Origin of the sequence: Actinomadura sp. NPDC048394, assembly GCF_040651755.1 — a bacterium.
In the GTDB taxonomy this organism is placed as follows: Bacteria; Actinomycetota; Actinomycetes; order Streptosporangiales; family Streptosporangiaceae; genus Spirillospora; species Spirillospora montaniterrae.
The window spans coordinates 1-21,809 of the sequence record NZ_JBEZJL010000008.1 but is presented as its reverse complement, the minus strand read 5'-3'; the positions used below and the strand labels follow the sequence as shown (position 1 = coordinate 21,809).

The 21,809-nt window shown below is 73.7% G+C and carries 25 protein-coding genes; 12 read left to right on the top strand and 13 right to left on the bottom strand.

The features are described 5' to 3' along the window. Positions 1-5: 5 nt before the first annotated feature. Both AB0C78_RS07045 and AB0C78_RS07040 read right to left on the bottom strand, forming a co-directional pair. Positions 6-1,508, bottom strand: a complete 1,503-nt coding sequence (locus AB0C78_RS07045) for a UbiD family decarboxylase (RefSeq protein WP_360742915.1) — start codon at positions 1,506-1,508, stop codon at positions 6-8. An 11-nt stretch (positions 1,509-1,519) separates the two neighbouring features. Continuing rightward, positions 1,520-2,101 carry a UbiX family flavin prenyltransferase gene (locus AB0C78_RS07040; RefSeq protein ID WP_360742913.1) on the bottom strand — a complete coding sequence of 194 codons (582 nt, stop codon included), beginning with the start codon at positions 2,099-2,101 and terminating at the stop codon, positions 1,520-1,522. A gap of 62 nt (positions 2,102-2,163) precedes the next feature. On the opposite strand from AB0C78_RS07040, the gene AB0C78_RS07035 reads away from it, so the two are divergent. Next, positions 2,164-3,072, top strand: coding sequence for a LysR family transcriptional regulator (locus AB0C78_RS07035; RefSeq protein WP_360742910.1), 909 nt, complete (start codon positions 2,164-2,166; stop codon positions 3,070-3,072). A gap of 3 nt (positions 3,073-3,075) precedes the next feature. Here AB0C78_RS07035 and AB0C78_RS07030 read toward each other — a convergent pair whose 3' ends face one another. The 3 genes from AB0C78_RS07030 to AB0C78_RS07020 all read right to left on the bottom strand — a co-directional run bounded on the left by AB0C78_RS07030 (position 3,076) and on the right by AB0C78_RS07020 (position 5,789). Continuing rightward, the gene (locus AB0C78_RS07030) at positions 3,076-4,332 is read right to left on the bottom strand and encodes a cation:proton antiporter (RefSeq protein WP_360742907.1); all 1,257 of its coding nucleotides are present in this window, start codon (positions 4,330-4,332) and stop codon (positions 3,076-3,078) included. Positions 4,333-4,338: 6 nt separating this feature from the next. Then, entirely contained in the window at positions 4,339-4,821 is a 483-nt protein-coding gene (locus AB0C78_RS07025; RefSeq protein WP_192809322.1) for a cation:proton antiporter regulatory subunit, read from the bottom strand. Between the two features lie 191 nt (positions 4,822-5,012). Beyond that, entirely contained in the window at positions 5,013-5,789 is a 777-nt protein-coding gene (locus tag AB0C78_RS07020) for a helix-turn-helix domain-containing protein (protein ID WP_360742903.1), read from the bottom strand. A 19-nt stretch (positions 5,790-5,808) separates the two neighbouring features. On the opposite strand from AB0C78_RS07020, the gene AB0C78_RS07015 reads away from it, so the two are divergent. Further along, positions 5,809-6,261 carry a hypothetical protein gene (locus AB0C78_RS07015; protein WP_360742900.1) on the top strand — a complete coding sequence of 151 codons (453 nt, stop codon included), beginning with the start codon at positions 5,809-5,811 and terminating at the stop codon, positions 6,259-6,261. Positions 6,262-6,290: 29 nt separating this feature from the next. Here AB0C78_RS07015 and AB0C78_RS07010 read toward each other — a convergent pair whose 3' ends face one another. Both AB0C78_RS07010 and AB0C78_RS07005 read right to left on the bottom strand, forming a co-directional pair. Then, positions 6,291-6,833, bottom strand: a complete 543-nt coding sequence (locus tag AB0C78_RS07010) for a hypothetical protein (protein WP_360742897.1) — start codon at positions 6,831-6,833, stop codon at positions 6,291-6,293. Between the two features lie 212 nt (positions 6,834-7,045). Continuing rightward, on the bottom strand, positions 7,046-7,393 hold the full coding sequence (locus AB0C78_RS07005; RefSeq protein WP_360742894.1) for a hypothetical protein: 348 nt from the start codon (positions 7,391-7,393) through the stop codon (positions 7,046-7,048). Between the two features lie 271 nt (positions 7,394-7,664). Here AB0C78_RS07005 and AB0C78_RS07000 point away from each other — a divergent pair, with 271 nt between their 5' ends. Continuing rightward, entirely contained in the window at positions 7,665-8,747 is a 1,083-nt protein-coding gene (locus AB0C78_RS07000; protein WP_360742891.1) for a S1 family peptidase, read from the top strand. Between the two features lie 116 nt (positions 8,748-8,863). Then, the gene (locus tag AB0C78_RS06995) at positions 8,864-9,334 is read left to right on the top strand and encodes a carboxymuconolactone decarboxylase family protein (protein ID WP_360742888.1); all 471 of its coding nucleotides are present in this window, start codon (positions 8,864-8,866) and stop codon (positions 9,332-9,334) included. 40 nt (positions 9,335-9,374) lie between these two features. Here AB0C78_RS06995 and AB0C78_RS06990 read toward each other — a convergent pair whose 3' ends face one another. Next, positions 9,375-9,941 (bottom strand): TIGR03086 family metal-binding protein, encoded by a 567-nt coding sequence (locus tag AB0C78_RS06990; protein ID WP_360742885.1) that lies wholly within the window; start codon positions 9,939-9,941, stop codon positions 9,375-9,377. 128 nt (positions 9,942-10,069) lie between these two features. On the opposite strand from AB0C78_RS06990, the gene AB0C78_RS06985 reads away from it, so the two are divergent. Next, positions 10,070-10,648 carry a TetR/AcrR family transcriptional regulator gene (locus AB0C78_RS06985; RefSeq protein WP_360742882.1) on the top strand — a complete coding sequence of 193 codons (579 nt, stop codon included), beginning with the start codon at positions 10,070-10,072 and terminating at the stop codon, positions 10,646-10,648. Positions 10,649-10,708: 60 nt separating this feature from the next. Then, positions 10,709-11,332, top strand: coding sequence for a LysE family translocator (locus AB0C78_RS06980; RefSeq protein ID WP_360742879.1), 624 nt, complete (start codon positions 10,709-10,711; stop codon positions 11,330-11,332). A gap of 13 nt (positions 11,333-11,345) precedes the next feature. On the opposite strand, the gene AB0C78_RS06975 is transcribed toward AB0C78_RS06980, so the two are convergent. From AB0C78_RS06975 to AB0C78_RS06965, 3 genes are all read right to left on the bottom strand, one after another. After that, the gene (locus AB0C78_RS06975) at positions 11,346-11,927 is read right to left on the bottom strand and encodes a carboxymuconolactone decarboxylase family protein (RefSeq protein WP_360742876.1); all 582 of its coding nucleotides are present in this window, start codon (positions 11,925-11,927) and stop codon (positions 11,346-11,348) included. Further along, complete coding sequence (locus AB0C78_RS06970) at positions 11,917-12,225, bottom strand: hypothetical protein (protein WP_360742873.1); 309 nt, start codon at positions 12,223-12,225, stop codon at positions 11,917-11,919. Before AB0C78_RS06970 ends, AB0C78_RS06975 begins: the two co-directional genes overlap by 11 nt. A 140-nt stretch (positions 12,226-12,365) precedes the next feature. Continuing rightward, on the bottom strand, positions 12,366-13,298 hold the full coding sequence (locus AB0C78_RS06965) for an NADP-dependent oxidoreductase (protein WP_360742870.1): 933 nt from the start codon (positions 13,296-13,298) through the stop codon (positions 12,366-12,368). 87 nt (positions 13,299-13,385) lie between these two features. On the opposite strand from AB0C78_RS06965, the gene AB0C78_RS06960 reads away from it, so the two are divergent. Beyond that, on the top strand, positions 13,386-13,958 hold the full coding sequence (locus AB0C78_RS06960) for a TetR family transcriptional regulator (RefSeq protein ID WP_360742867.1): 573 nt from the start codon (positions 13,386-13,388) through the stop codon (positions 13,956-13,958). 118 nt (positions 13,959-14,076) lie between these two features. Beyond that, a complete protein-coding gene (locus AB0C78_RS06955) occupies positions 14,077-15,396 on the top strand; it encodes an aldo/keto reductase (RefSeq protein WP_360742864.1) in 1,320 nt (439 codons plus the stop codon). A 45-nt stretch (positions 15,397-15,441) separates the two neighbouring features. Here AB0C78_RS06955 and AB0C78_RS06950 read toward each other — a convergent pair whose 3' ends face one another. After that, positions 15,442-15,897, bottom strand: a complete 456-nt coding sequence (locus AB0C78_RS06950) for a MarR family winged helix-turn-helix transcriptional regulator (RefSeq protein ID WP_360743355.1) — start codon at positions 15,895-15,897, stop codon at positions 15,442-15,444. Between the two features lie 96 nt (positions 15,898-15,993). Here AB0C78_RS06950 and AB0C78_RS06945 point away from each other — a divergent pair, with 96 nt between their 5' ends. Both AB0C78_RS06945 and AB0C78_RS06940 read left to right on the top strand, forming a co-directional pair. Then, a complete protein-coding gene (locus tag AB0C78_RS06945) occupies positions 15,994-16,671 on the top strand; it encodes a hypothetical protein (protein ID WP_360742861.1) in 678 nt (225 codons plus the stop codon). Next, positions 16,661-18,199: an MFS transporter gene (locus AB0C78_RS06940; protein ID WP_360742858.1), complete on the top strand. Its 1,539-nt coding sequence runs from the start codon at positions 16,661-16,663 to the stop codon at positions 18,197-18,199. The genes AB0C78_RS06945 and AB0C78_RS06940 overlap by 11 nt, the downstream gene beginning before the upstream one ends. A 110-nt stretch (positions 18,200-18,309) precedes the next feature. Here AB0C78_RS06940 and AB0C78_RS06935 read toward each other — a convergent pair whose 3' ends face one another. Further along, on the bottom strand, positions 18,310-19,728 hold the full coding sequence (locus tag AB0C78_RS06935; protein ID WP_360742855.1) for a hypothetical protein: 1,419 nt from the start codon (positions 19,726-19,728) through the stop codon (positions 18,310-18,312). A 545-nt stretch (positions 19,729-20,273) separates the two neighbouring features. On the opposite strand from AB0C78_RS06935, the gene AB0C78_RS06930 reads away from it, so the two are divergent. Both AB0C78_RS06930 and AB0C78_RS06925 read left to right on the top strand, forming a co-directional pair. Further along, positions 20,274-21,011: a hypothetical protein gene (locus AB0C78_RS06930; protein WP_360742852.1), complete on the top strand. Its 738-nt coding sequence runs from the start codon at positions 20,274-20,276 to the stop codon at positions 21,009-21,011. Next, complete coding sequence (locus AB0C78_RS06925) at positions 21,004-21,693, top strand: class F sortase (protein ID WP_360742849.1); 690 nt, start codon at positions 21,004-21,006, stop codon at positions 21,691-21,693. Before AB0C78_RS06930 ends, AB0C78_RS06925 begins: the two co-directional genes overlap by 8 nt. Positions 21,694-21,809 lie beyond the last annotated feature (116 nt).

The following is a 21,809-nucleotide window of genomic DNA, read 5'->3' as shown; positions in this document are numbered from 1 at the left end:
CCCCCTCAGCCTCCCTGAGGAGCGGGGAAGCCGTATTTCGGCCAGTTGGTGAGGACGCGGGCGCGGATGTCGGCGGGCCAGCCGTTCTCGAAGCTGCCCTTCACCGGGCGGCGGCCCTCGGGGAACAGGTCGGCGAGCAGGCAGTTGTAGACGACCTTGCCCGCCATGAAGCTGTGCGCCTCCTCGCGGTCGAGGTAGACGGCGAGCTGCATGCTCAGCTTGTGCGGGAAGTGGAACTCGCCGCGCTCGGGGTGGGAGCGGGTCGCGAACGCCCAGACGACCTCGGACAGGTCGGTGATGTCGACGTCGTCCTCCACCACGAGGATCTTGGGGGCGTTCACCGACGGCTTGCCGGTGAAGATGACGTCGGCGATGCGGCCGATGAGGTCGGCGGAGGAGATGCCGAGCGTCGCGTGCCAGTCCTGGCGCATCGACACGACGAGCCAGTGCACCGCCGCCTCGAACGGGTACCAGGCTGACGCGGCGGGCAGGCCGGCCTTGCGGAGCTGGTAGAGGATCTCGGCGGCGCTGGTCGTGCCGATGACGGTGTGGTCCTCCTCGACGGGCGGGCCCGCGGCGACGACGGCCTGGAGGGCGCCGTCCCGGTAGGTGATCGCGCTGACGCGGAAGAGCGCCTTCGGGGACGACTCGGTCGCGTTGTAGCCGGGAAATTCGTTCATCGGCCCCTCCATGACGGTCTCGTCGATGGAGATGTGGCCCTCGATCACGATCTCGGCGGTGGCGGGGACGAGCAGGTCCACGGTCTCGGCGGGGACGACCTCGATGCCCTCGCCGAACAGCGCGCCCAGGTAGTGGCTCTCGTCGGCGCCCTCGGGGATGGGCATCCCGCCGACGAACGGCAGCCCGGGCTCGACGCCGATGGCGAGCGCGATCGGCATCGGCTTCCCGATCTCGGTCCATTTCGCGCGGATGATGCCGAGATGCTGGGGCGGCGGGATGAGGCAGGCGAGGGTGTCCTTCCCGGCGATCATCATGCGGTTGACGGACCAGTTCGTCCACGACCCGTCCGGGGTCTTGGCGATGTTCATCCCGTAGGTCTGGATGTAGCGGCCGCCGTCGTTGCCGTGGATCAGCGGCGTCGGGAACGCGAACAGGTCGATCGCGTCGCCGGTCATGACGTTCTGCTTGCAGGGCGCGGCGGCGCGGTCCACGACGACCGGCGGGACGCCCTCGGCGTCCCGGGCCGCGACGAGGGCCTCGACGATCTCCTGCCCGGGCGCCTCGGCGGGCAGCCCGAGCGCCAGCGCGATCCGGGCGAGGGGGTGGCCGGACGCCGACAGCGCGCCGGGCGCGCCGAGCAGCCCGAACCCGGTGCCCTGGTAGCCGGTGAGGTTGGTGAACAGCGGCGCGGGCGCGCGCAGGTCGTAGCAGCGCCGGATGATCGCGCCGGCCTCCAGGTTCCAGTCGACCTCGGCGTCGATGCGCTGCAGGTCGCCGATCCGGTCCAGCTCGTCGATGTATTCGCGCAGGCTGCGCAGGTGCTTCAAGGTGGGTCCTCTCACCGGGAGGTCGGCTGTTCGCCCCAGCGGGGCAGGGCCGGGACGTCGATCCCGAACAGGTCGAGCGCGCGGCCGACGGTGTGGTCGACGAGGTCGTCCACGCTCGCGGGCCGCAGGTAGAAGGCGGGGACGGGCGGCATCACGACCGCGCCGGACTCGGTCGCGGCCGTCATCGCGCGCAGGTGGCCGAGCGTCAGCGGCGTCTCCCGGACGAGCAGCACCAGCCGGCGCCGCTCCTTGAGGGTGACGTCGGCGGCGCGCGTCAGCAGGTTGTCGTTGTTCGCGTACGCGATGGCGGACAGCGTCCGCACCGAGCACGGCGCGACGAGCATCCCGCCGGTCGGGAACGAGCCGGACGCGATGGCGGCGCCGACGTCCGCCGGGCGGTACGCCACGTCGGCCATCGCCGCGAGGTCGCGGGCGGACAGGTCCGTCTCGTACGCCCGGGTCTGCTGCCCGGCGGGCGTCACCACCAGGTGCGTCTCCACCCCGGCCTTGCGCGCGAGTTCCAGCGCGCGCACCCCGTAGGCGATGCCCGTCGCGCCGCTGATCCCGACGACGAGCCGCCGTTGCCTCTCCACCCGCCCCACGATCCGGGATGCGGATCTTCCGCATCAAGGACGGCATTCGCCATGATTGATAAGTGGGGCTAATCGGGGATGGCGGGCCGGACCGGGTGCGGCTGGAGCAGGCCGAGGTCGAGGTGTTCCTGGCGCTGGCCGGCGAGCTGCATTTCGGCCGGACCGCGGAGCGGCTGCGGATCTCGCAGCCGCGGGTGAGCCAGCTGCTCCGCTCGCTGGAGCGGCGGATCGGCGGGCGGCTGTTCGAGCGCTCCAGCCGGCGGGTGGCGCTCACCCCGCTCGGCGAGCGGCTGCTGGAAAGCGCCGCGCCCGCCTACGAGGCGCTCGTCCTCGCGCTCACCGACGCCCGCAACGTCGCGCGGGGGCTGCGGATCGGGTTCCTCGGCCCGTTCTTCAGCACGCTGGACGACGCCATCGCCGTGTTCCGCGAGCGGCATCCCGACTGCCAGGTCCGGACGCTGCAGTCGTCGTGGACGGACCCGTTCGCGCGGCTGCGCAGCGGCGAGATCGACGTGCTGGTGTGCCCGTGGCCGGTCGAGCAGGAGGACCTGCACGCCGGGCCGGTCGTAGCGGAGTACCCGCGGCTGCTGGCGGTCGCCGCGTCCGATCCGCTGGCGGACCGGCCGTCCATCGACCTGGAGGACCTCGCGGACCTGAAGGTGATCGCGCCGCCGCCGTCCGTCCCGGCGGAGTGGCTGCGGACGTTCTGGCCGCCCGAGAGCACGCCCGGCGGGCGGCCGATCCCGCGCGCCGGTCAGGCCCGCACCGAGCCGGAGATGCTGAGCCTCGTCGCGCAGGGCGCGGGGGTGTTCGTCACGAGCACCGCCGTGGCGCGGCACTTCAGCCATCCGGGCGTGGCGTTCGTGCCGTTCACGGGCATGCCGCCGTCGCGGGCGGTGCTGGTGTGGCACGCCGGGAACCCGAGCCGCCGCATCGCCGAGTTCGCCGCGATCGCGGCCGGGACGGGGTGACGCTCAGCGCCCCGTTTCGGACGGGTCGGGGCGCGGGGCGGGGGCGACGGGCACGTCGTCGTCGGTCTGCGGGGCCCGCTCGCGGCGCGCGTCCCGGCGGTCGTTCCGGCGCGCGCGGACGGCCCTGGTCAGCGGTTCGGCGCCGCGCGCGAGGACGGGCCCGGCGACCGCGAGGATCAGCACGTACGCGGCGGCGAGCGGGCCGAGGCGGGCGTTGGTGCCCGCGCCGACCGCGAGCCCGGCGATGACGATGTTGAACTCGCCGCGCGGGACGAGCGCGACGCCGGCGCGGAGCCGTCCGGTGGCGGCGACGCCGGCGCGGCGGGCGGCGAACCAGCCGGTGGCGAGCTTCGTCGCGATGCCGACGGCCGCCAGCAGCGCGGCGATGCCGAGCACCGGGGGCAGGTCGTGCGGGTCGGTGTGCAGGCCGAAGAAGACGAAGAACACGGCGGCGAACAGGTCGCGCAGCGGCGACAGCAGCTTGTGGGCGGTGTGCGCCAGCGACCCCGACAGCGCGATCCCGACCAGGAACGCTCCAACGGCCGCGGACACCTGCAGCTGCTGCGCGATCCCGGCGACCAGCAGGGTCAGCCCCAGCACCTTCAGCAGCAGCACCTCCTCGCTCGGCGAGGACACGAACCGCTCCACCCACGCGCCGTGCCGCAGCGCGACGAAAAGGATCACCGCGATCGTCGCGGCGGCGACGGCGAGCGCCACGGCGCCGCCGACCAGCCCCGCCCCCGCGAGCAGCGCGGTGAGGATCGGCAGGTAGGCGGCCATCGCGAGGTCCTCGAACACCAGCACCGACAGCAGCGCGGGCGTCTCCCGGTTGCCGAGCCAGCCGAGGTCGCCGATCACCTTCGCGGTGATGCCGGACGAGGTGACGTAGGTGATGCCGCCCATCGCGACCGCGGCGACCGGCCCCCAGCCGAGCAGCAGCGCCGCCGCGACGCCGGGCAGCGCGTTCAGCGCCAGGTCGGCGAGCCCGACCGGCGCGGACGTCTTCAGCGTGCCGACCAGCTCGTCGGCGGTGTACTCCAGGCCGAGCGTGAACAGCAGCAGGATGACGCCGACCTCGGCGCCGATGGACACGAAGTCCTCGCTGGTCGTCAGCGGGTAGACGCCGCCGGACCCGAACGCGAGGCCGGCGATGAGGTAGAGCGGGATCGGGGAGATGGAGAAGCGGACGGACACGGCGCCGAGCAGCCCGAGGGCCAGGATGATCGCGCCGAGTTCGATGAGCTGGACGGCCGACTCCATGCGGGGTCAGCCGTCGGCGAGGATCGCGGCGACGGCCGCCGTGCCCTCGCCCGTCCCGACGACCACCACCACGTCCCCGGCGGCGAACACGAAGTCGGGCCGGGGGCTGGCGACCACCTGCCCCTCGCGGACCACCGCGACGATCGACGCGCTGGTCCGGGTGCGCGCCTGGGTGTCGCCGAGCGGGCGGCCGACGTACGGCGAGCCGGGCGCGATCGGCAGCTGCTCGGTGACCAGGCCCTCGACCTGCCGGTGCAGCTCGGCGAGGTGCTCGACGATCCGGCCGGTGCCGAGCAGCTCGGCGATCGCGCTGGCCTCCTCGGCGGTCAGCGCGACCGTCGCGACGCAGCTGTCGGGGTCCTCGCGGTCGTAGACGACGAGGTCGCGGCGGCCGGACCGGTGCGAGATGATGCCGAGCTGCCGGCCCCGCTCGGTCGTCATGACGTGCTGCAGGCCGATCCCCGGCAGGGCGGTCCGTTCGACGTCCACGGTGGTGCGTCCTCCCTCTGTCGTCGGCCGGTCCGGCGGCGCCCGCGGCGCCGCGGTCCGGCCCCGGCGCCGCGGTCCGGCCCGGCGGCGCGCCAGGTCACGGACGGTAACCGGCAGGACCGGCCATCATCGCAGATAGCGGACACCGAGGTCACACCCGGCTCGGCCGGCGCCTCCCGCGCGCCCCCGGGTCACCCCACGCGACCGGGCTCGTCGAGGACCAGATCGGGGGCGAGCGCGGCGAGCGCCGTGGGGGTGAGCCCGAACATGCCGCGGAAGGTGTCGCTGAGATGCGACGGCGACGCGAACCCGGCGTCGGCGGCGGCTCGCGTGAAGTCGTGCCCGGCGGCGAACGCCTCCGCGACCCGCAGGATCCGCGCCCACTGCACGTACCGGCGGAAGCTCGTGCCGGTCTGGTCGGAGAACGTCCGCAGGAAATGCGACCGGGACAGCCCCGCCTCGCGGGCGGCCGCCTCCGCGCGCTGCGGCCGCGCCGGATCGTCGCGGATCCGGGCGGCGGCGCGGGCGATGCGCGGGTCGCGGGCCTTCGCGACGGGAATGCTCGCCGCCGCGAGCAGCCGCTCGACGTCCACGTCGTCGCGGCCGGCGAGGTCGATGAGCTCCGCCTCCCGGTGGTGGTCGCTGCCGAACCCGCCGGCCGTGCTCCGCATGCCGCCGAGGCAGCGGGCCATCCGCGCGGACGTCGGGTCGAAGAAGCAGAACAGCATCCGGCCCGTCCCGCCGAGGACCTCGTGCCGGACCCGGGCGCGGAACAGGAAGCTGCGGACCGTGCGGCCGGGCAGCCCGTCCGCGCGGACGGTGAACGGCGCGTCGAGGCCGACGCCCAGGCAGGCCACCGCCGTCGCGTGCGGGCCGAGGCCGAGCGAGGGCCCGACGTAGACGACGTGCCCGAGCCGGACCCACAGCCGCACGGGAGCGCACGTTCGTGGAAGTGCCGGTGCGGCCATGCGGTGAAGCATAAGCGCCGTGAACACTCGTGAAGAAAGCACCCGTACCGTGTCCGCCGGCACCGGCACGCCCACCGACGAGCAGGACGCCGGACCCGCCGAGGACGGCGCGCTCGCGGTCGCGCTGCGCGGCCTCGCCGCCGGCCGGATCGCGCTGGGCGTCGCGTCGATCGTCGCGCCGCACGCGATGGCCAGGGCGTCCGGCGTGCGCCCGTCCCCGGAACTCGGCTACATGACCCGCATCTTCGGGGCGCGGGCGATCGCGCTCGGGCTCGGGTACCTGACCGCGCGGGGCGCCGAACGGTCCCGCTGGCAGCGGCTGGCGCTGCTGGTCGACGCGCTCGACACCGCGCACGGCGCCGCCCGGCTCGCCCGCGGCGACCTCCCGCGCCCCACCGCGCTCGGGTACACCGCGCTGACCGGCGCGTACCTGGCGATCGGCGCGACCCGCCTGGCCCGCGACCTCGCCTGACGCCCCCGCGCCGCGCCGAAGGCCCGGCGCTAGCCGGCTCCGGCAGCGGTCGCGGGACCGGTCCAGATCGAGGCGATGCGGGAGACGTACCGGCCGCCCGCCGCGTCGCCGGGGACGACCAGTTGCGGGCCGTCGGAGTCCATGTCGCGGCCGTCCACGCGGGCGGCCAGCAGCGCGGCGGCGCCGCCGTAGCGGGGGTCGATCTCGCCCCACGACATGACGGCGGTGTGCCCGTCCCGCCCCGTCACCGCGATCAGGAACCGCACCCGGTCCTTGCCGATGACGGGATCGAACCGGGGGCCGGCGGCGAGCAGGACGTCCAGCAGCAGCGGGCCGGTGTAGACGTGCCGCTGCTCGCCGAGCCGACCGCAGGCGAACCCCGCCTCGACGGTGCGCTGCGGCATCGCGCGCAGGTCGGCGACCGCCAGCAGCGCCGCACGCTCCAGGTCCCCGGACAACCGGAGCCGCGTCCCCGCTGGTTCGCGGGCGACGGGTTCGCGGACGCCGGGCACCGGGGCCGGACGGGGCGGGGTGGCCGCTTGCGGGGGCCGGGAGGAGATCCCCTTGTCCATGCGTTCCTCCGGAACACCATGAGGCGAGCCGACGGCACGGCCCGCTCCCTCCGATGCTTCCGCAGCTACGGCTCTCGCCAAACATTCGGCTGGCAAGTACAAGGGGTAACGGCTCTGGAGACTCGCATTTGCGGGAACGCGAGATCCGGCCGGGAAGGCGTCCGGCCGTCCCGCCGTGGTGTCGGCGGGACGGCCGGGTGCTTCAGTGCGGGCTACCAGCGGTGGCCGTGGTCGCCGTGACCGCCGTGGCCTTGGTCGCCGTGACCGTGGTCGCCGTAGCCGCCGTGGCCGTGGTCGCCGTGGTCGCCGTGGTTCCCGTAGCCGCCGTGGTCGCCGTGGTGGTGGCCGTAACCGTGGTGGTGGCCGCGGTCGCGGACGCATCTGTGCCAGTACGGGTCCCAGTGGGTGCCCCACGGGCAGGGGCGGGGATGCGCCTGCGCGGCCCCGGTCGTCTCCGCGGCGCTCGCCGAGGCGGCGGGGGCGAACGCGGCCAGGCCGGCGGCCATGACCAGTCCGGCGGCGGCCAGCGCCGCCGAGCGCAGCGGACTCGGGATCTTCATGCTTCCTCCAGGGGTTCGGGGCCCGTCCGGGCCCGTGTTTCCTCCCCTCCATTACCCGCAGCGCGACCGGACGACTACTCATCGTGAGTAGATCATTACGGCTCTGACCTGCGGACTCAGGACCCCGGCGCGCGCGCCGCCAAGGCGTTGAACTCCGCCGGGCGCGGCGCCGTAACACCTCCCGTAGATCGTCATCTCGGGAGCTGGAGGGCTCATGAGGCGCCGGAACGCCGCGAGGGAACGTCGTCTGCGTACCGTGGTCGGAGCGAGCGTGGCGGTCGCCGGTGCGGCCGGGCTCGTCGCCGGGTCGCTGTACGCCGTCCACACCGGGGAGGGTCCGCAGGCGGCGAAGCTCGCCGGGGACGCGCAGGCCCGCGGAACCCGGGCCGGCGGCGCGCAGGCCCGGAGCGCGCAGCCGCGGGCGGCGGCGCTCGCGGCACGGGTCGCCGGACGCCTCGGCGGCCGGACGGCCGGCGGCTACCTCGACGCGGCCGGACGGCCCGTCGTCACGGTCGCCACCGCGGCGGACGCGGCGACGGTGCGGTCGGCGGGCGCCGTCCCGAAGATGATGCGGACGAGCCCGCGCGCCCTGGCCAGGACGACGGCCGCGCTGCGCCGGTCGATGGCGGGCACGCCCGGCACCGGATGGGCCGTCGACCCGGCGACGTCGCAGGTCGTGATGTGGGTCGACGACTCGGTGAAGGGCGCGCGGATGGCCGGGGTCGAGCGCGAGGCGGCGACCATGGGGACGGCGGTGCGGATGGTGCGCGTCCCCGGGCGGCTGCACACCCTCGCGCTCGGCGGCGACGCGATCTTCGGGGGCGGCGCGCGCTGCTCGCTGGGCTTCAACGTGCAGCGCGGCGGGCAGCCGTTCTTCCTCACCGCCGGGCACTGCGGGAACATCGTGAAGGACTGGACCGCCGACCAGGAGGGCGCGCAGGCCCTCGGCACGACGGTGCAGAGCGACTTCCCGGGCAACGACTTCGCGCTCGTCCAGGCCACGGACGCCGGGCAGAGCGCGGTCGACCTGCACGACGGCACCGCGCAGCCGATCGTGCAGGCCGCCGACGCGGTGGTCGGCCAGCAGGTAGCGCGCAGCGGCAGCACGACGGGCGTGCACACCGGGCGGGTCACGGCGGTCGGCGCCACGGTGAACTTCCCCGAGGGGACGGTCACCGGGATGATCCAGACGACCGTCTGCGCGGAGCCGGGCGACAGCGGCGGGCCGCTGTTCAGCGGGACCACGGCGCTGGGACTGACGTCGGGCGGGTCGGGCGACTGCCAGGCGGGCGGCGTCACGTTCTTCCAGCCGGTCACCGAGGCGCTCCAGGCGTTCGGCGCGCAACTCCCTTGACGCAGGCGCGGGGGCGCGCGGACGGTGCCCTGAAAGCGCGCGGGCGGTGCGTCACATTTCGCGGATCGGTTCCGTCATGGAGGTATCAGCACCTACACCGCCATGAGGAGATCACGATGGACGCTCGGATCGACTTCTACGGGAGCGACCTGGCCATGAAGGTCGCGAAGTACTTCAACTCCGCGGGCAAGGCCATCGCCGACTCGAGCCTTCCGGCCGCGACGCAGGAGCTGGTGCGGATCCGCGCGAGCCAGATCAACGGCTGCGGCTTCTGCCTCGACATGCACACCAAGGACGCCGCGGCCGCCGGGGAGACCCAGCAGCGGATCAACCTGGTGGGGGCGTGGCGCGAGGCCACGGTCTACACCGACGCCGAGCGCGCCGCGCTGGAGCTGACCGAGGAGGGCACCCGCCTCGCCGACGGGTCCGGGGTCAGCGACGAGACCTGGGCGAACGCCGCCGAGCACTTCGACGAGGAGCAGCTCGCGGCGCTGGTGGGGCTCATCGCCGTCATCAACACCTACAACCGCCTCAACGTCATCACGCGGCAGCCCGCCGGCGACTACCAGCCCGGCCAGTTCGCCTAGCCCTACCGGCCGGCAGCCGGCGGCCGGCGGACAGGGGGCGTCAGCGGGCGAGGTCGCGGCCGAGGAAGGCCAGGAGCCGCCGGTGCGCGGGGGCGCCGGCGGGGGCCGGACGTTCGGGGCCGAACATGCCGGGACGCCGGAACGCGCCGAAGTCCATGCCCCGCATGACCGCGAGCAGGTGGTCGCAGGCGGGGTCGTCGGCGAGCGCGTCCTGGCCGGTGGCGACGGCCAGGTCCACGCCGTGGACGAGGATCTCGGTGAGGTGGATCAGCGCGGCCATCGGCGCGGGGACCTCGCCGAACCCGAGGCGCACGGTGCCCTGGAGGGCGTCCGGGCGCCGCCAGGCCGCGCGGTCGAGGTCCGCGGCGCGGGCGAACGCGGCGTGCGGGTCGTCGCCGAGCCAGTCCGCGTCGTGGTCGGCGCCGGCGGCGGTCCCGGTGAGTTCGGCGGCGAAGATCCGCATGCCGCCGACCAGGTGGGCGAGCTCGTCGCGCACGTCCCAGCCCGGGCAGGGGGACGGCGCGGCGAGCCGCGCGGCGTTGATCCCGTCGACGACGGCGGCCGTCGCGGTGAGGGCCCGGTCGATCCGCTCGATCACGTCGTTCATCTCGGTTCCTTTCGGCACGCCGCGGGCGTCCGGCCGACGCGTCTAAAGCAGCTGATGACTGCGTTTAACCGGACCCTAGAACCGGAAGGGCTGCAAACGCAAGTGAGAGCTGCGTTAAGCTCGCGGTCATGGAGGAGAAGCGGCAGCGCCGTCCGGGTGGGCGCAGCGCCCGGGTGCGCGCGGCGGTGCACGAGGCCGTCACCGGGCTCGTCGCCGAACGCGGGTACGGGACCTTCACCGTCGCCGAGGTGGCGGCCCGCGCGGGCGTCGCCGACACCAGCGTCTACCGGCGCTGGGGCACCCTCGAAGCGCTGCTCATGGACGTGGCGATCACCTGGCTGACCACCCAGTCACCGATCCCGGACACCGGCACCCTGGACGGCGACCTGCGCGCCTACGCCGCCAACGTCGCCCGCGACATCACCGGCCCGGACGGCCTGGCCGTCCTTCGGCTGGTCATCGCCCTGTCCGCGGCGGGATCCGACGGGATCCAAGCCCGCGACGCGTTCCTCGCCGAGCGCTCCCGGCAGCTCCAGGCCATGCTCGACCGCGCCCGCGACCGGGGCGAGCACCCGCCCGAGGGCCTCGACGTCCTCGACCACATCCTGGCCCCGATGTACATCCGCGTCTTGTTCGGCGCCGGGCCCCTCACCCCCGCGTACGTCGACGCGCTCGTCGACCGCCTCGCCCTCGTCACCGGGACCTGACCCGGCTCGCGCCCCCGTAAAGGCATTGTCGGGATACGGGCGGCTCTGGATACTTGGCGAATGATGTCCTCGCTCGTGGCATTCGTCGGCGCGGCGTTCCTGATCGCGATGGTCCCCGGCCCCAGCACCGCCGTGATTTTGCGGCGCGCGGTCATGAACGGCCGGGTCAACGGCATGGCGACCGTGCTCGGCAACGAATGCGGCGTGCTGCTGTGGGGACTCGCCGCCGCGTTCGGCCTGTCGGCCCTGCTGCTGGCCTCGCGCCTCGCCTACGACGCGATGCGGATAACGGGCGCGGTGGTCCTGGTGTACATGGGGGCGCGCGCGCTGTGGAAGGCCCGGCACAAGGGCGGCGCGGACGAGGAACCCGCCCCGGCCGCGGCCGTCTCGCACGGGCGCGCGTTCCGGCAGGGCCTGATCACCAACTTCGCGAACCCGAAGGCGGGGGTGTTCGCGGTGTCGTTCCTGCCGCAGTTCGTCCCGCACGGCGCGCCGGTCCTGGCGACGCTCGTCCTGTTCTCGGTGATCTGGGCCGTGGTCGACATGATCTGGTACCTGCCGATGGTCTGGCTGGCCGGACGCGCCCGCGTGCTGCTGCAGCGCGCGTCGATCCGCCGCCGGATGGAGCAGGTCTCCGGGCTCGTCCTGCTCGGCCTGGGCATCCGCCTGGCCGCCGAGTCCTGACGCGCCGCCCGCCCTACCGGTAGCCGCGCTTGAGCAGGAACTTCGCGCCCGCCGCATAGCCCTCGGGGCTGAGCAGTTCGAACCCGAAAGCGTCGGCGAGCCGGCCCGTGGTGTTGAACGCGGCGCACACCGCCAGCGCGTCCCTGACCTGCTCGGGCGTCGCGCCCGCGGCCAGCACCTCCCGGACGTCGCCGGCGCCGACCTCCCCGTCCCGCGTCAGCCTGCCGAGCATCCGCAGCGTCGCCCGCAGCGGCTCCTCGACCGGGGGCGCCTCCACGTCGGCCAGCACCGCCGCGACCCGCGGCGCGTCCCCGTACGCCTGCGCCGCGGTCGCGGTGTGCGCGCCGATGCAGAACGCGGACCCGTTCACCTTCGACACGTAGGCCGCCATCAGCTCCCGGTCGCCGACCGACCACGCGGACGGCCCGCGCATCGCCTCGTGGGTGAACTCCTTGGCGAGCGCGCCGTAGAAGTCGGGCCGGTAGAAGGTCAGCTTCGCGGCGTCCGGCAGCGGCCGGCCGGAGAAGAGCCGGACGGCGGCGAACAGCATCTTCGCCCCGGGACGGTAACCGCGGTTCAGGACGTCAAGGCGCATGATCCGGCCCCTCCTCGGCGGTCGCCTCGGCCAGGGCCGCGAGCCCGGCCTCGTACATCCGCGACGACCGGCCGACCGCCGCGCACACCACCAGCTCGAACAGCTGGTCCTCGGTGCAGCCGGACGCCTTCGCCGCCGCGAGGTCCGCCTCGGTGACCTGCGCCGGGCTGTCCGCGACCTTGCCGATCAGCGCGTCCAGCGGCGGGGCGAGGCCCTCGTTGCGGAAGGCGCGCGCCCGCAGCTCCGCGGACGCCCGGCCGTCCCCGTGCAGCACGCGGTCGACCAGGGCCTGGTGCACTGCCCGTTTCCTGTCCTCATCCGGCACGGCGCCCCCTCCTGTGCGGCTCGGGCCATCTCTGCCTTCACCCGATAGACGAACGGCGGCCCCCCGAATGTGACACCACCGCCACCGGATCTACCCGCCGTCCCACCGGACACCTATCGTGACCCGCCGATCTCCAGGACGAGCTTGCCGCGCGCCCGTCCGGACAGGCTCAACTCCGCGGCCGTACGCCAGTCCTCCAGCGGGAATGTGCGCGCCACCGGCACCGTGAACCGGTCTTCGGTCGCCAGTCGCGCGTACTCGCCGAGCACGTCGTAGCGCAGGGCCCCGGGGGCGTCGCCGAAGGCGGTGCGCACGCCCAGGTCGGCGGCGGCGGCGAAGTCGGTGATCGTCAGGACGTGCTCCGGCGCCTTGACGGCGCGCACGACCTCCGGCAACGCGCCGCTGACCGGTGCCGCGTCGAGGGCGAGGTCGACCGGCCCGCCCGCCAGCGCCGCCACGCGGTCGGCCATGCCGTCGCCGTAACCGGTGACCTCGGCGCCCGCCGCTCGTAGCGCACCGGCGTAGGTCTCACCGGCGGTGGCGATGACCCGCGCGCCGTCCCGGACCGCCATCTGCACCGCCGCGTACCCGACGGTCGTCCCGGCGCCGTTCACCAGCACGGTCATGCCGTCGCGGACGCCGAGCTGGTCCAGGCCGCGGCGGGCCGTCTCGACCGCCATCGGCAGCGCGGCTGCGCCGACCGCGTCCAGGCCCGGCGGGCGCGGGAACCACACGTCCAGGACCGCCTGCTCGGACGCGCCGGCCGTCGGACCGGTGAAGGGCGCCGGGCCGAACACCGGGTCGCCGGGCTCGACGCCGGTCACGCCGTCGCCGACCGCGTCGACCGTGCCGGACACGTCGAGCCCGACGCCGCGCGGCAGGTCGCCGGCGAACAGGCCGCCGCACAGCGCCCAGTCCGCCGGGTTCAGCCCGCACGCCTCGACCGCGACGCGGACCTGGCCGGGGCCCGGCACGGGCGGTTCGGCGTCGTCGAGGCGAAGGACGTCGAGCGCCGCGCCGTACTCGTGGAACCGAAGGGTGCGCATGGAACCTCCCAAGTAGTGACAGCAGATGCTGTCATCACTTCACGCTAGCATGTGATGACAGCATCTGCTGTCGCTATACTTCCGGGCATGGCACGCTGGGAGGGCGACACGCGGGGCCGCCTCGAACGGGCGGCGCTCGACCTGTTCGACGAGCAGGGCTACGACCGGACGACGGTCGCGCAGATCGCCCGGCGCGCGAACCTCACCGAGCGCTCCTTCTACCGCTGGTTCGCCGACAAGCGCGAAGTGCTCTTCGGCGGCGGGGACCTCCAGGAGCGGTTCCTCACCGCCATGGACGACGTCCCCCCGGGCACCGGCGCGCTGCCGACCTTGCTGGCCGCCTTCGCCACCGCCCCGGAGGTGCTCCGTCCCCGCGACTTCCTGGAGAGGCGGGCGGCGGTCATCGCCGCCAACCCGCCCCTGCGGGAACGCGAACTGATCAAGCTCGTCTCGCTGTCCGAGGCCCTCACCGCCGCCCTGGAGCGGCGCGGCTGCGACCCGCGGACGGCGCGGCTCGCCACCGATGCCGGCCTCGCCGTCCTGCGCCTGGCGACCGAACGGTGGCTGGCCGACGAGGAGACCGACTTCGCCGAAGCCCTGGCCACCGGCGCGGCGGACCTCGTCGCCATCACCGCCGAAGCCGTCCCGCAACGCGACTGAGGCCTGAGCGACCGCAGGAGGCGCGGCGTCCGGCGCGTCGGCGCCCGTCCAGCGGCGCGACGCGTTCGCTTGCCGCGAGCTTGCGTTGGAGCGCGCTCCAACTCCTACTGTCGGAAACGTGAAGACCTGGTCCATCCGTGAGGCCTCCGGCAAGTGCGGGCTGCCGCCGGACACGATGCGCTGGTACGAGAAGGCGGGCCTGGTCGGCCCCGTCGAGCGGGGCCCGGACGGACGGCGCCGGTACACCGGCGCCGACATCGACCGGCTGACCCTGCTGCGCAAGCTGCGCGCGACCGGCATGCCCATCCGCGAGCTGCGGCGCTACGCCGAGCTCGTCCGCTCGGGGGCGGGCGAGCCGGAGCGGTTCGACGTGCTGCGGCGGCACCGCGCGTTCGTCGCCGAAGCCCTGGCGACCCAGCGGGAGTACCTGCGGCTCCTCGACCGGAAGATCGGCATCTACCGGGCCCGCGCGCACGGGACGGCGCGGCACGGGGAGGGCGCGGAACTCGGCGGCCTGGCCGTGTCCGCCCAGGGCCTGGGCTGCATGGGGATGAGCGAGTGGCGCGGCCCCACCGACTGGGACTCCGCGACGGAGACGATCCGCCGCGCGATCGACCTCGGCGTCACGTTCCTGGACACCGCGGACGTGTACGGGGCGGGCCACAACGAGGTGCTGGTGGGCCGCGCGATCTCGGGCCGGCGCGACCGCGTCCAGCTGGCCACCAAGTTCGGCGTGGACAGGTCGGCCGGCGCGGGCACCGCCGTCCGCCGCGGCGAGGCCGGGTACGTCAAGCGGGCCTGCGAGGCGTCGCTGCTGCGGCTGGGCGTCGACGTGATCGACCTGTACTACCTGCACCGGCCTCCGCAGACGGCCGAGATCGAGGAGACCGTCGGCGCCATGGCGGAGCTGGTCGCCGAGGGGAAGGTGCGCTTTCTCGGCCTGTCCGCGGTCGACGGCGACCTGCTGCGGCGCGCCCACGCCGTGCATCCGATCGCCGCGGTGCAGAGCGAGTACTCGCTGTGGAGCCGCGGGATCGAGGTCACCGTCCTGGACGCGATGCGCGACCTCGGCGTGGGTCTTGTGCCGTACTCACCGCTGGGCCGCGGCTACCTCACCGGCACCGTCGACTCCGGTGCCGAGGACGCCCGGCGCGGCAACCCGCGCTTCGGCCCCGTCGCCGAGCACGCCGCCGCCAACCGGGCGGTCATCGATGCGGTCCGGGCGCTGGCGGACGCGAAGGGCGCCACCCCGGCGCAGGTGGCGCTGGCCTGGGTGCACGCCCAGGCCGGGCGGCTGGGCGTGCCCGTGGTGCCGATCCCCGGCACCAAGCGGGTGGCGCGGCTGGAGGAGAACCTCGCGGCCCTGGAGCTCTCGCTCACCGACGACGACCTGGGCTTTCTCGGCTCGCTCGCCGGCACCGGGTCCTCGACCTCCTGACGGCGCGCGATAGCGCCCGGTAGGTGGCCGCCTCGGCCCGGCGGGTCAGGGCTGGGCGTCGGTGAGGCGCGTCAGCAGGGTGATGAACTGGCGCCGCTGGGCGGGCGTGAGGGGCGCGAGGAACTCCTCCTGGATGCCGTCGATGACCTTGTCGAGTTCGAGGAGCCGTTCGACGCCCGCCGGGGTGATGGTGACGATGTTGCGGCGCTTGTGGGCGGGGTCGGCCGAGCGCTCGACGAGGTCGATCGATTCGAGCCTGGTCAGGGCGGCGGTGACGTCGCTGCGGTCGATGCCGGTCTTGCGGCCGAGGTCGGCCTGGCTCGCCGGTCCCCACTCCTCCAGCGCGGCGAGGAGCCGGTAGTGGTAGCTGCGCAGCCCGCCGCCGTGGGACTCGAAACCGGCGCCGAGCAGCCCGGACGAGCGGAGGTAGGCGCGGCTGACCAGCCAGGTGGCGCGTCCTTGGAGCCGGGCCGGGGTGCGGCCGCTCTCGTGGCGGGGCATGGGCACGCGGCCAGTCTAGCGGTTGTGGGTAGCCCCAACACTCGCTATGTTGGCATGACCAACACTCATAGAGGTGCCGACCAGGGAGACCTCACCGTGAACATGCCAGCGAACGGCAAGCCCGACCGCGTTCTCATCGTCGGCCGCAGCCCCGGCGTGCTCGTCGCCGCCGTCGACCTCCTGCGGGCCGGGGGCTACTCCGCGGACGCCACGAACCAGTTCGACCACGTCCTGGACGACTACGACGTCACCGGTCTCGACGTCCTGGTCTTCGGCGGCATGGTCCCCGCCGAGACCAAGCAGCGGCTGCGCGAGGACGTCCTCGAACGCAACCCCGACGTGACGTTCGTCCAGGGGCTCGCCGGCATCGGCGGTCTCATCGCCGCCCAGGTGCGGGCCGCCACCTCGGGCGACGCCCTCGACGGCGGCGAGGTCGCCTACGACGCCGAACAGCGCTCGCTGCGCGTCACGCTCACCGATCCCGCCCCGGTCACCGTCGAGGCCTGGTGGGGCACCTCGTTCGTGCCCCCGGAACCCAAGAGCGCGTCGATGTACGTGTTCGACGACCGGCTCGACCCGGGGACCCACGTCATCCCGATTCCGGACCGGGTACCGGCCGTGGCGTCCTTCGCCGGGGTCACCGTCGGCTCGGTCACCCGCGTGTTCACCGTCGGGCCCTTGCCGGCCGCCGTCACGCGGATGGCACCGGTCTCGGCCGCCGACGACCGGCTCCCCGAGGTCGGCCGCGTCGCGACGAGCAGCGATGACCGGTAACGCGGACGACCGGGCTCCGCGGCCCGACGCCGCGGGCGGCACCCTCGGCATGTCGCCGGACGAAGCGGCCGCGACGGACGTCCCCGCGGCGAACGTCCCCGCGACGAACGTCCCCGCGACGGACGTCCCCGCGGCGGTCGCGGATCCGCGCCGGCTCGGCGTCGCCACGTGGGTCATCGCCTTCGCGCGGTTCCTGGTCGTGCTCGACGGCACGATCATGATCGTCGCGCTGCCGAGCATCCAGGACGCGCTGAAGATCTCCCCGGCGAACCTGAACTGGGTGATCAACGCGTACTCGCTGACGTTCGGCGGGCTGATGCTCGTCGCCGGGCGGGCCGGCGACCTGTACGGCCGCAAGCGGGTCTTCAGGATCGGCCTGGTGCTGTTCGGAGCGGCCTCGCTGCTCGGCGGGCTGGCGCCCACCGGCGCCGCCCTGATCGGCTTCCGCGCCGTCCAGGGGATCGGGGCGGCGATCGCCACCCCCGGCGCGCTGTCGCTGCTGGTCGCCACCTTCCCCGAAGGCAGGCACCGCACCAGGGCCCTCGGCCTGTACGGCGGGATGACCGGCCTCGCCTCGGTGATGGGCCTGGTCCTCGGCGGCGTGCTGACGACCTACGTGAGCTGGCGCTGGGTGCTGCTGGTGAACGTCCCGGTGATCATCGGCGTCCTGCTCGGCGTCGGCGCCCTGGACGAGGGCGGGCCCGCCGCGCGGACGAGGATCGACGTCCCGGGGGCGGTCACCGCCACCCTCGGCGCCGGCTCGCTGGTCTACGCGGTGGACCGGGTCGGCGAGCACGGCTGGAGCGACGCCGTGGTCATCGGCTTCCTGGCCGCCTCGGCCGTCCTGCTGGCCGCCTTCGCGGCCCTCCAGCGCACCGGCCGCACGCCGATGATCCCGCGCGAGGTGGTCGGCGACCGCGGCCGGGTCGGGGCGAACGTCGTCACGCTGCTGATGTCGACGGGCAGCTTCGCCACGTACTACTTCCTGACCCTCTACATGCAGCAGGTGCTGGGCTACTCCGCGTTGCGGACCGGCCTGATGTACCTGCCGCTCGCGGTGGGCTTCGGCATCGCGGCCGGCGGTGTGGGCCCGCAGCTGCTCGCCCGCACCTCGGAGAGGGTCGCCCTGTCGCTGGCCCTGGCGCTCGCCGCCGCGGGCACCGCCTGGTTCTGCTTCCTGACGGCGCACTCCGGCGTCTACACGGTGATGTTGCCGGCGTCGCTGGTCACCGGCCTGGGCTTGGGCGCCACCGTCGTCGTCGCGACCGGGATCGGCGTCCGCGGCATCGACGGCTCCGAGGCCGGCATCGGCTCCGCGCTGCTCACCGCCGGCTCGCAGATCGGCGGCGCGCTGGGCCTGGCGGGGCTGGCGACCGTCGCGGTCACGACGACCGAGCACGCGGTGAAGGGCACGCCCCTGGCGGACGCGCTCGTCCACGGCTACACGGCGGGCTTCAAGGTCGCCGTCGGCCTGTACCTGCTCGGCATCGTGGTCTCCCTGGCCACCATCACCCGCAACGCCGGTTGACTGTGGCGTGTCGCCCTTATGCACGGGGCCCTTAAGGGCGACACGGCCACGAGTCAACGGACGCGGGTCAGGGCTTCGGGGTCAGGGTTCGGGGGTCAGGGCTTCGGGGGTCAGGGCTTCGGGGTCACGTAGACCATGCGCTTGCCGTAGTGCTCGGTGAGCGTCCACAGCCCGCTGCGGCCCGCGTCGGAGCCCGGCCAGTACGACAGGTCCTCGGGGCCGATCGCCGTGAAGTGCGGCGGGGCGAGGGAGCGCAGCAGGCCCGTCTTCCCGTCCGGTTGCGCCGCCTGAATCAGCACCCCGGCCGACGTGTCGCCGCGGCTCTGGTTCATGAACCATTTGCCGTCGTAGCGGGCCGCGCCCTGGATGCCGTCCGCCGGCATGGCGTACGCGGTGTCGGCGTGCCAGCAGGGGATCTCCGCGTGCCCCGGCAGGTTCGAGACGCAGGTGGCGTTCAGGTCCGGCTGCCCGTTGTCGCCGTTCAGCGGCCAGGTGGCGACCCGTCCGTTGGTGTCGCTCTTGGTCGCGTCGCAGAACTCGCCGGTGACCAGGTGGTCGTTGCCGCTGCGGTCGAGGGAGACGAACGAGGTGTTCGGGGAGCTGCCGTTGCGGCACTCGTACTTGCCCGTGGCCGTGCGCGGCACCGTGTTGGTGTACGCGGCGACCTCCGGCATCACGTAGCGGTAGCCGTGCGAGTAGAACTTCCCGTCCTGCCGGCCGATCTTCGACTTGTCGGTGAGGTCGGCCTTATCGCCGGCCGACTTCAGGTCGAAGATGTAGCGCATGTCGAACACGCGCAGCCCGCGCGCCGTGTCGGCCACGTAGAGGTAATTGCCGTACCAGGCGATGCCGCCCGCGTGCAGCGAGCCGTGGTCGCTGTCCTGCGTCGTCCGCAGGCTCATGTAGCTGGCGTTGCCGGACGCGTTGACGAACGGGTACACGAGCAGCACGTGGGCGTACTTGCCGGTGTTCGGATCGATGATCGAGATCCGGACGCCCTTGACGCAGTTCTGCTCGACCCAGGCGCCGTCCTTCTTGTACTTGCACTTCTCGCCGACCGTGGTGCCGTGCTGCTGCTGGTACCAGGTGGTGACGACCGGCTGGGCGGAGCCCCAGTACTTGTCGTCCTGGGCGTCGGCGACCGTGGTAACGCCCTGCGGCGTCCACTCGTAGTTGCCGGACGCGGCGGAGTCGGCCGTGTCCCAGCAGAAGCTGTAGGTCACGTCGGGCTGGCGGCCCGTCGTGCCGTCGATGGCCTTGGAGTTGCACGCCTTGCCGTTGGCGGTGCTCCCCTGGCGCGGGGCCTCGGCCAGGATGTTCTGCACACCGAGCTTGGGGAGCTGGGCGTCGAGCTGCTTGACCCGATCCTGCAGCTCGGCCTGGTTCCAGGCGGGCCGCATGTAGTAGTTGTCCAGGCTGGGGGTGGGCGGGTCGTCGGCGTGGGCGGGGCCCGCGACGGCCGTCAGGCCGGCGGCGGCGACGGCGGCCGCCGCGCACGCGCGGGCCGGCGCCCTCAGGTGCCGTTTCATGGGAGCTCTCCTCGGGCGGTCACCTGGCCAGGGAGCTGGCCAAGATCATGTACCGGGACAGCGCCCCAAACTGGCACACTTCATCCGTTTTGTCGCACATGGCGGCGACTACGGCCCGCGTTGTTCCTTGCTCGTATCGTTACAACCCCCAGCACGTCACGAAATGACAGCCTCAGGTTGCATAAAGCGATGTGACGGAGGTCACTCTCCTCCGGTGACGGTGGAGCCGGCGCACAGGCGGCGTCGCACGGGACTCCAAAGATCGTTTCTGTTCAGGGAGTCGCGCGAGGCGCGGACGAGGTTTACACCATTCCCACAGATTTCCGGAAATGGCCAGTCAGCTCGTTTTTCCGTTGCATTTCGGTTGTGCGACGGTTGATCCCGCTAAGCTCCAGGCCCATCGTTCTCGTCCGGCACACCGGGCCTCGCTTCACGAGCGCACCCGCCCTGCAAGCCGCGCGGTCCCGCGGCTTCCCCCGCCATCGGCCAGGTGCGAATCCAGCCCGGCGCGCATGGAGAGACCCCCCGATCAGAGGAGTAGGCAAATGCGTGCAACTCGGCTGGCCGCGGCGGCGGTCGCCACCGGGTCCCTGGTGCTCGGGACGGCGGGTCCCGCACTCGCCGCGCCCGCGCAGGACGGCCCGAAGGCCGGGCAGTTCTGCAAGAAGGCCGACATCGGCAAACAGGTCAAGCTCGCGGACGGCACGCTGCTGAAGTGCGTGCTGAAGACCGGGGAGAAGGTCCCCCACTGGGTGGACGTCACCGGCCAGCAGCCGCCGACCTCGCCGCCCACCGAGCCGAAGCCGACGTTCACGTTCGGGTTCGACAAGGTGAAGCTGTCCAGCCGGGTCGTCGCGCCCGGACGGCACACCACGTTCACGGTCACCTGCCCGAGCACGGTCACCATCACCAGCAACGGCTACACCCGCAGCCCGCTGCCCGTGACGAAGGCCGGCAAGGCGACCTGGACCGCGACCGGCACGTTCAAGAGCAGCCTGCCCGACCCGGCGGTCGCGACGGTGGTCTGCAAGGGCTACGGGTCCGTCAAGTACAGCACGCACCCGTCGAAGAACCCGGGCAAGCCCGGCGGCGGCATGCAGCCGGCGAAGCCGAAGATCCCGAACGGGCGGATCGACACCGGTGACGGCAGCATGTACGGCCGGACGGCCGGTTCCGGCGCGCCGCTGATGGCGATCGGCTGGGGCGCGCTCGCGGCCGCGGGGCTCGGCGCCGTCGCGCTGCGGGCCCGGCGGACGGCGCGGGAGCGGTCGGACGTTGCCTGAGTCGCGAGCCTCGGCCGGCGGCGGCCGGGACCGGGGGGCCGCGGTGCCCGCCGGGCTCGGCCGCGCCGGGTGCGCGGTGGCCGGGGCGCTGCTCGCCGGGCTGCTGATCAGCGCCTGCGGGGGCGGGGGCGGGCACGCCGCGACCCCGGCCTCGCCGGCGCCCGCGCCCGCGGCGAGCGGCACGCCCCGCGGCACCACGGCCGCGTCGAACGTCTCGGCGCTGGCCCCGTCCGCGCCCGTCAGGATCACGATCGCGCGGATCGGGGTGGCGGCGCCGGTCGGCGAGATCGGGCTGCTGCCCGATGGGCGGATCCAGGAGCCGCCGCTGAGCAGGCCGAACCTGGCGGGCTGGTACAAGGAGGGCCCGACGCCGGGCGAGGTCGGCCCGGCGGTGATCCTCGGCCACGTCGACGCGAACAAGAAGGCCGCGGTGTTCTTCCGGCTGAAGGAGCTGAAGCCGGGGGACAGGATCCAGATCGGCCGCAAGGACGGGACGACCGCCACGTTCACCGTGGACCGGACGCAGCGCGTCGACAAGGACGCGTTCCCGCACCAGAAGGTCTTCGGGGAGTCGCTGGACCATCCGGCCCTGCGGCTGGTGACCTGCGGCGGCGCCTTCGACCCGAAGGCCGGCCACTACACCGAGAACCTCATCGTCTACTCGACGATGACCGCCTCCTGACCTCGACGTGGGGGGGGGGGGTGGGCGGGCGGCGGCGCGGGGCGGCCGACCACGAGCACCCCGTGGGGGGTCAGGGGGGGGGGTGGTGACGGCGCGTAAACGACCAGAACCAGCAT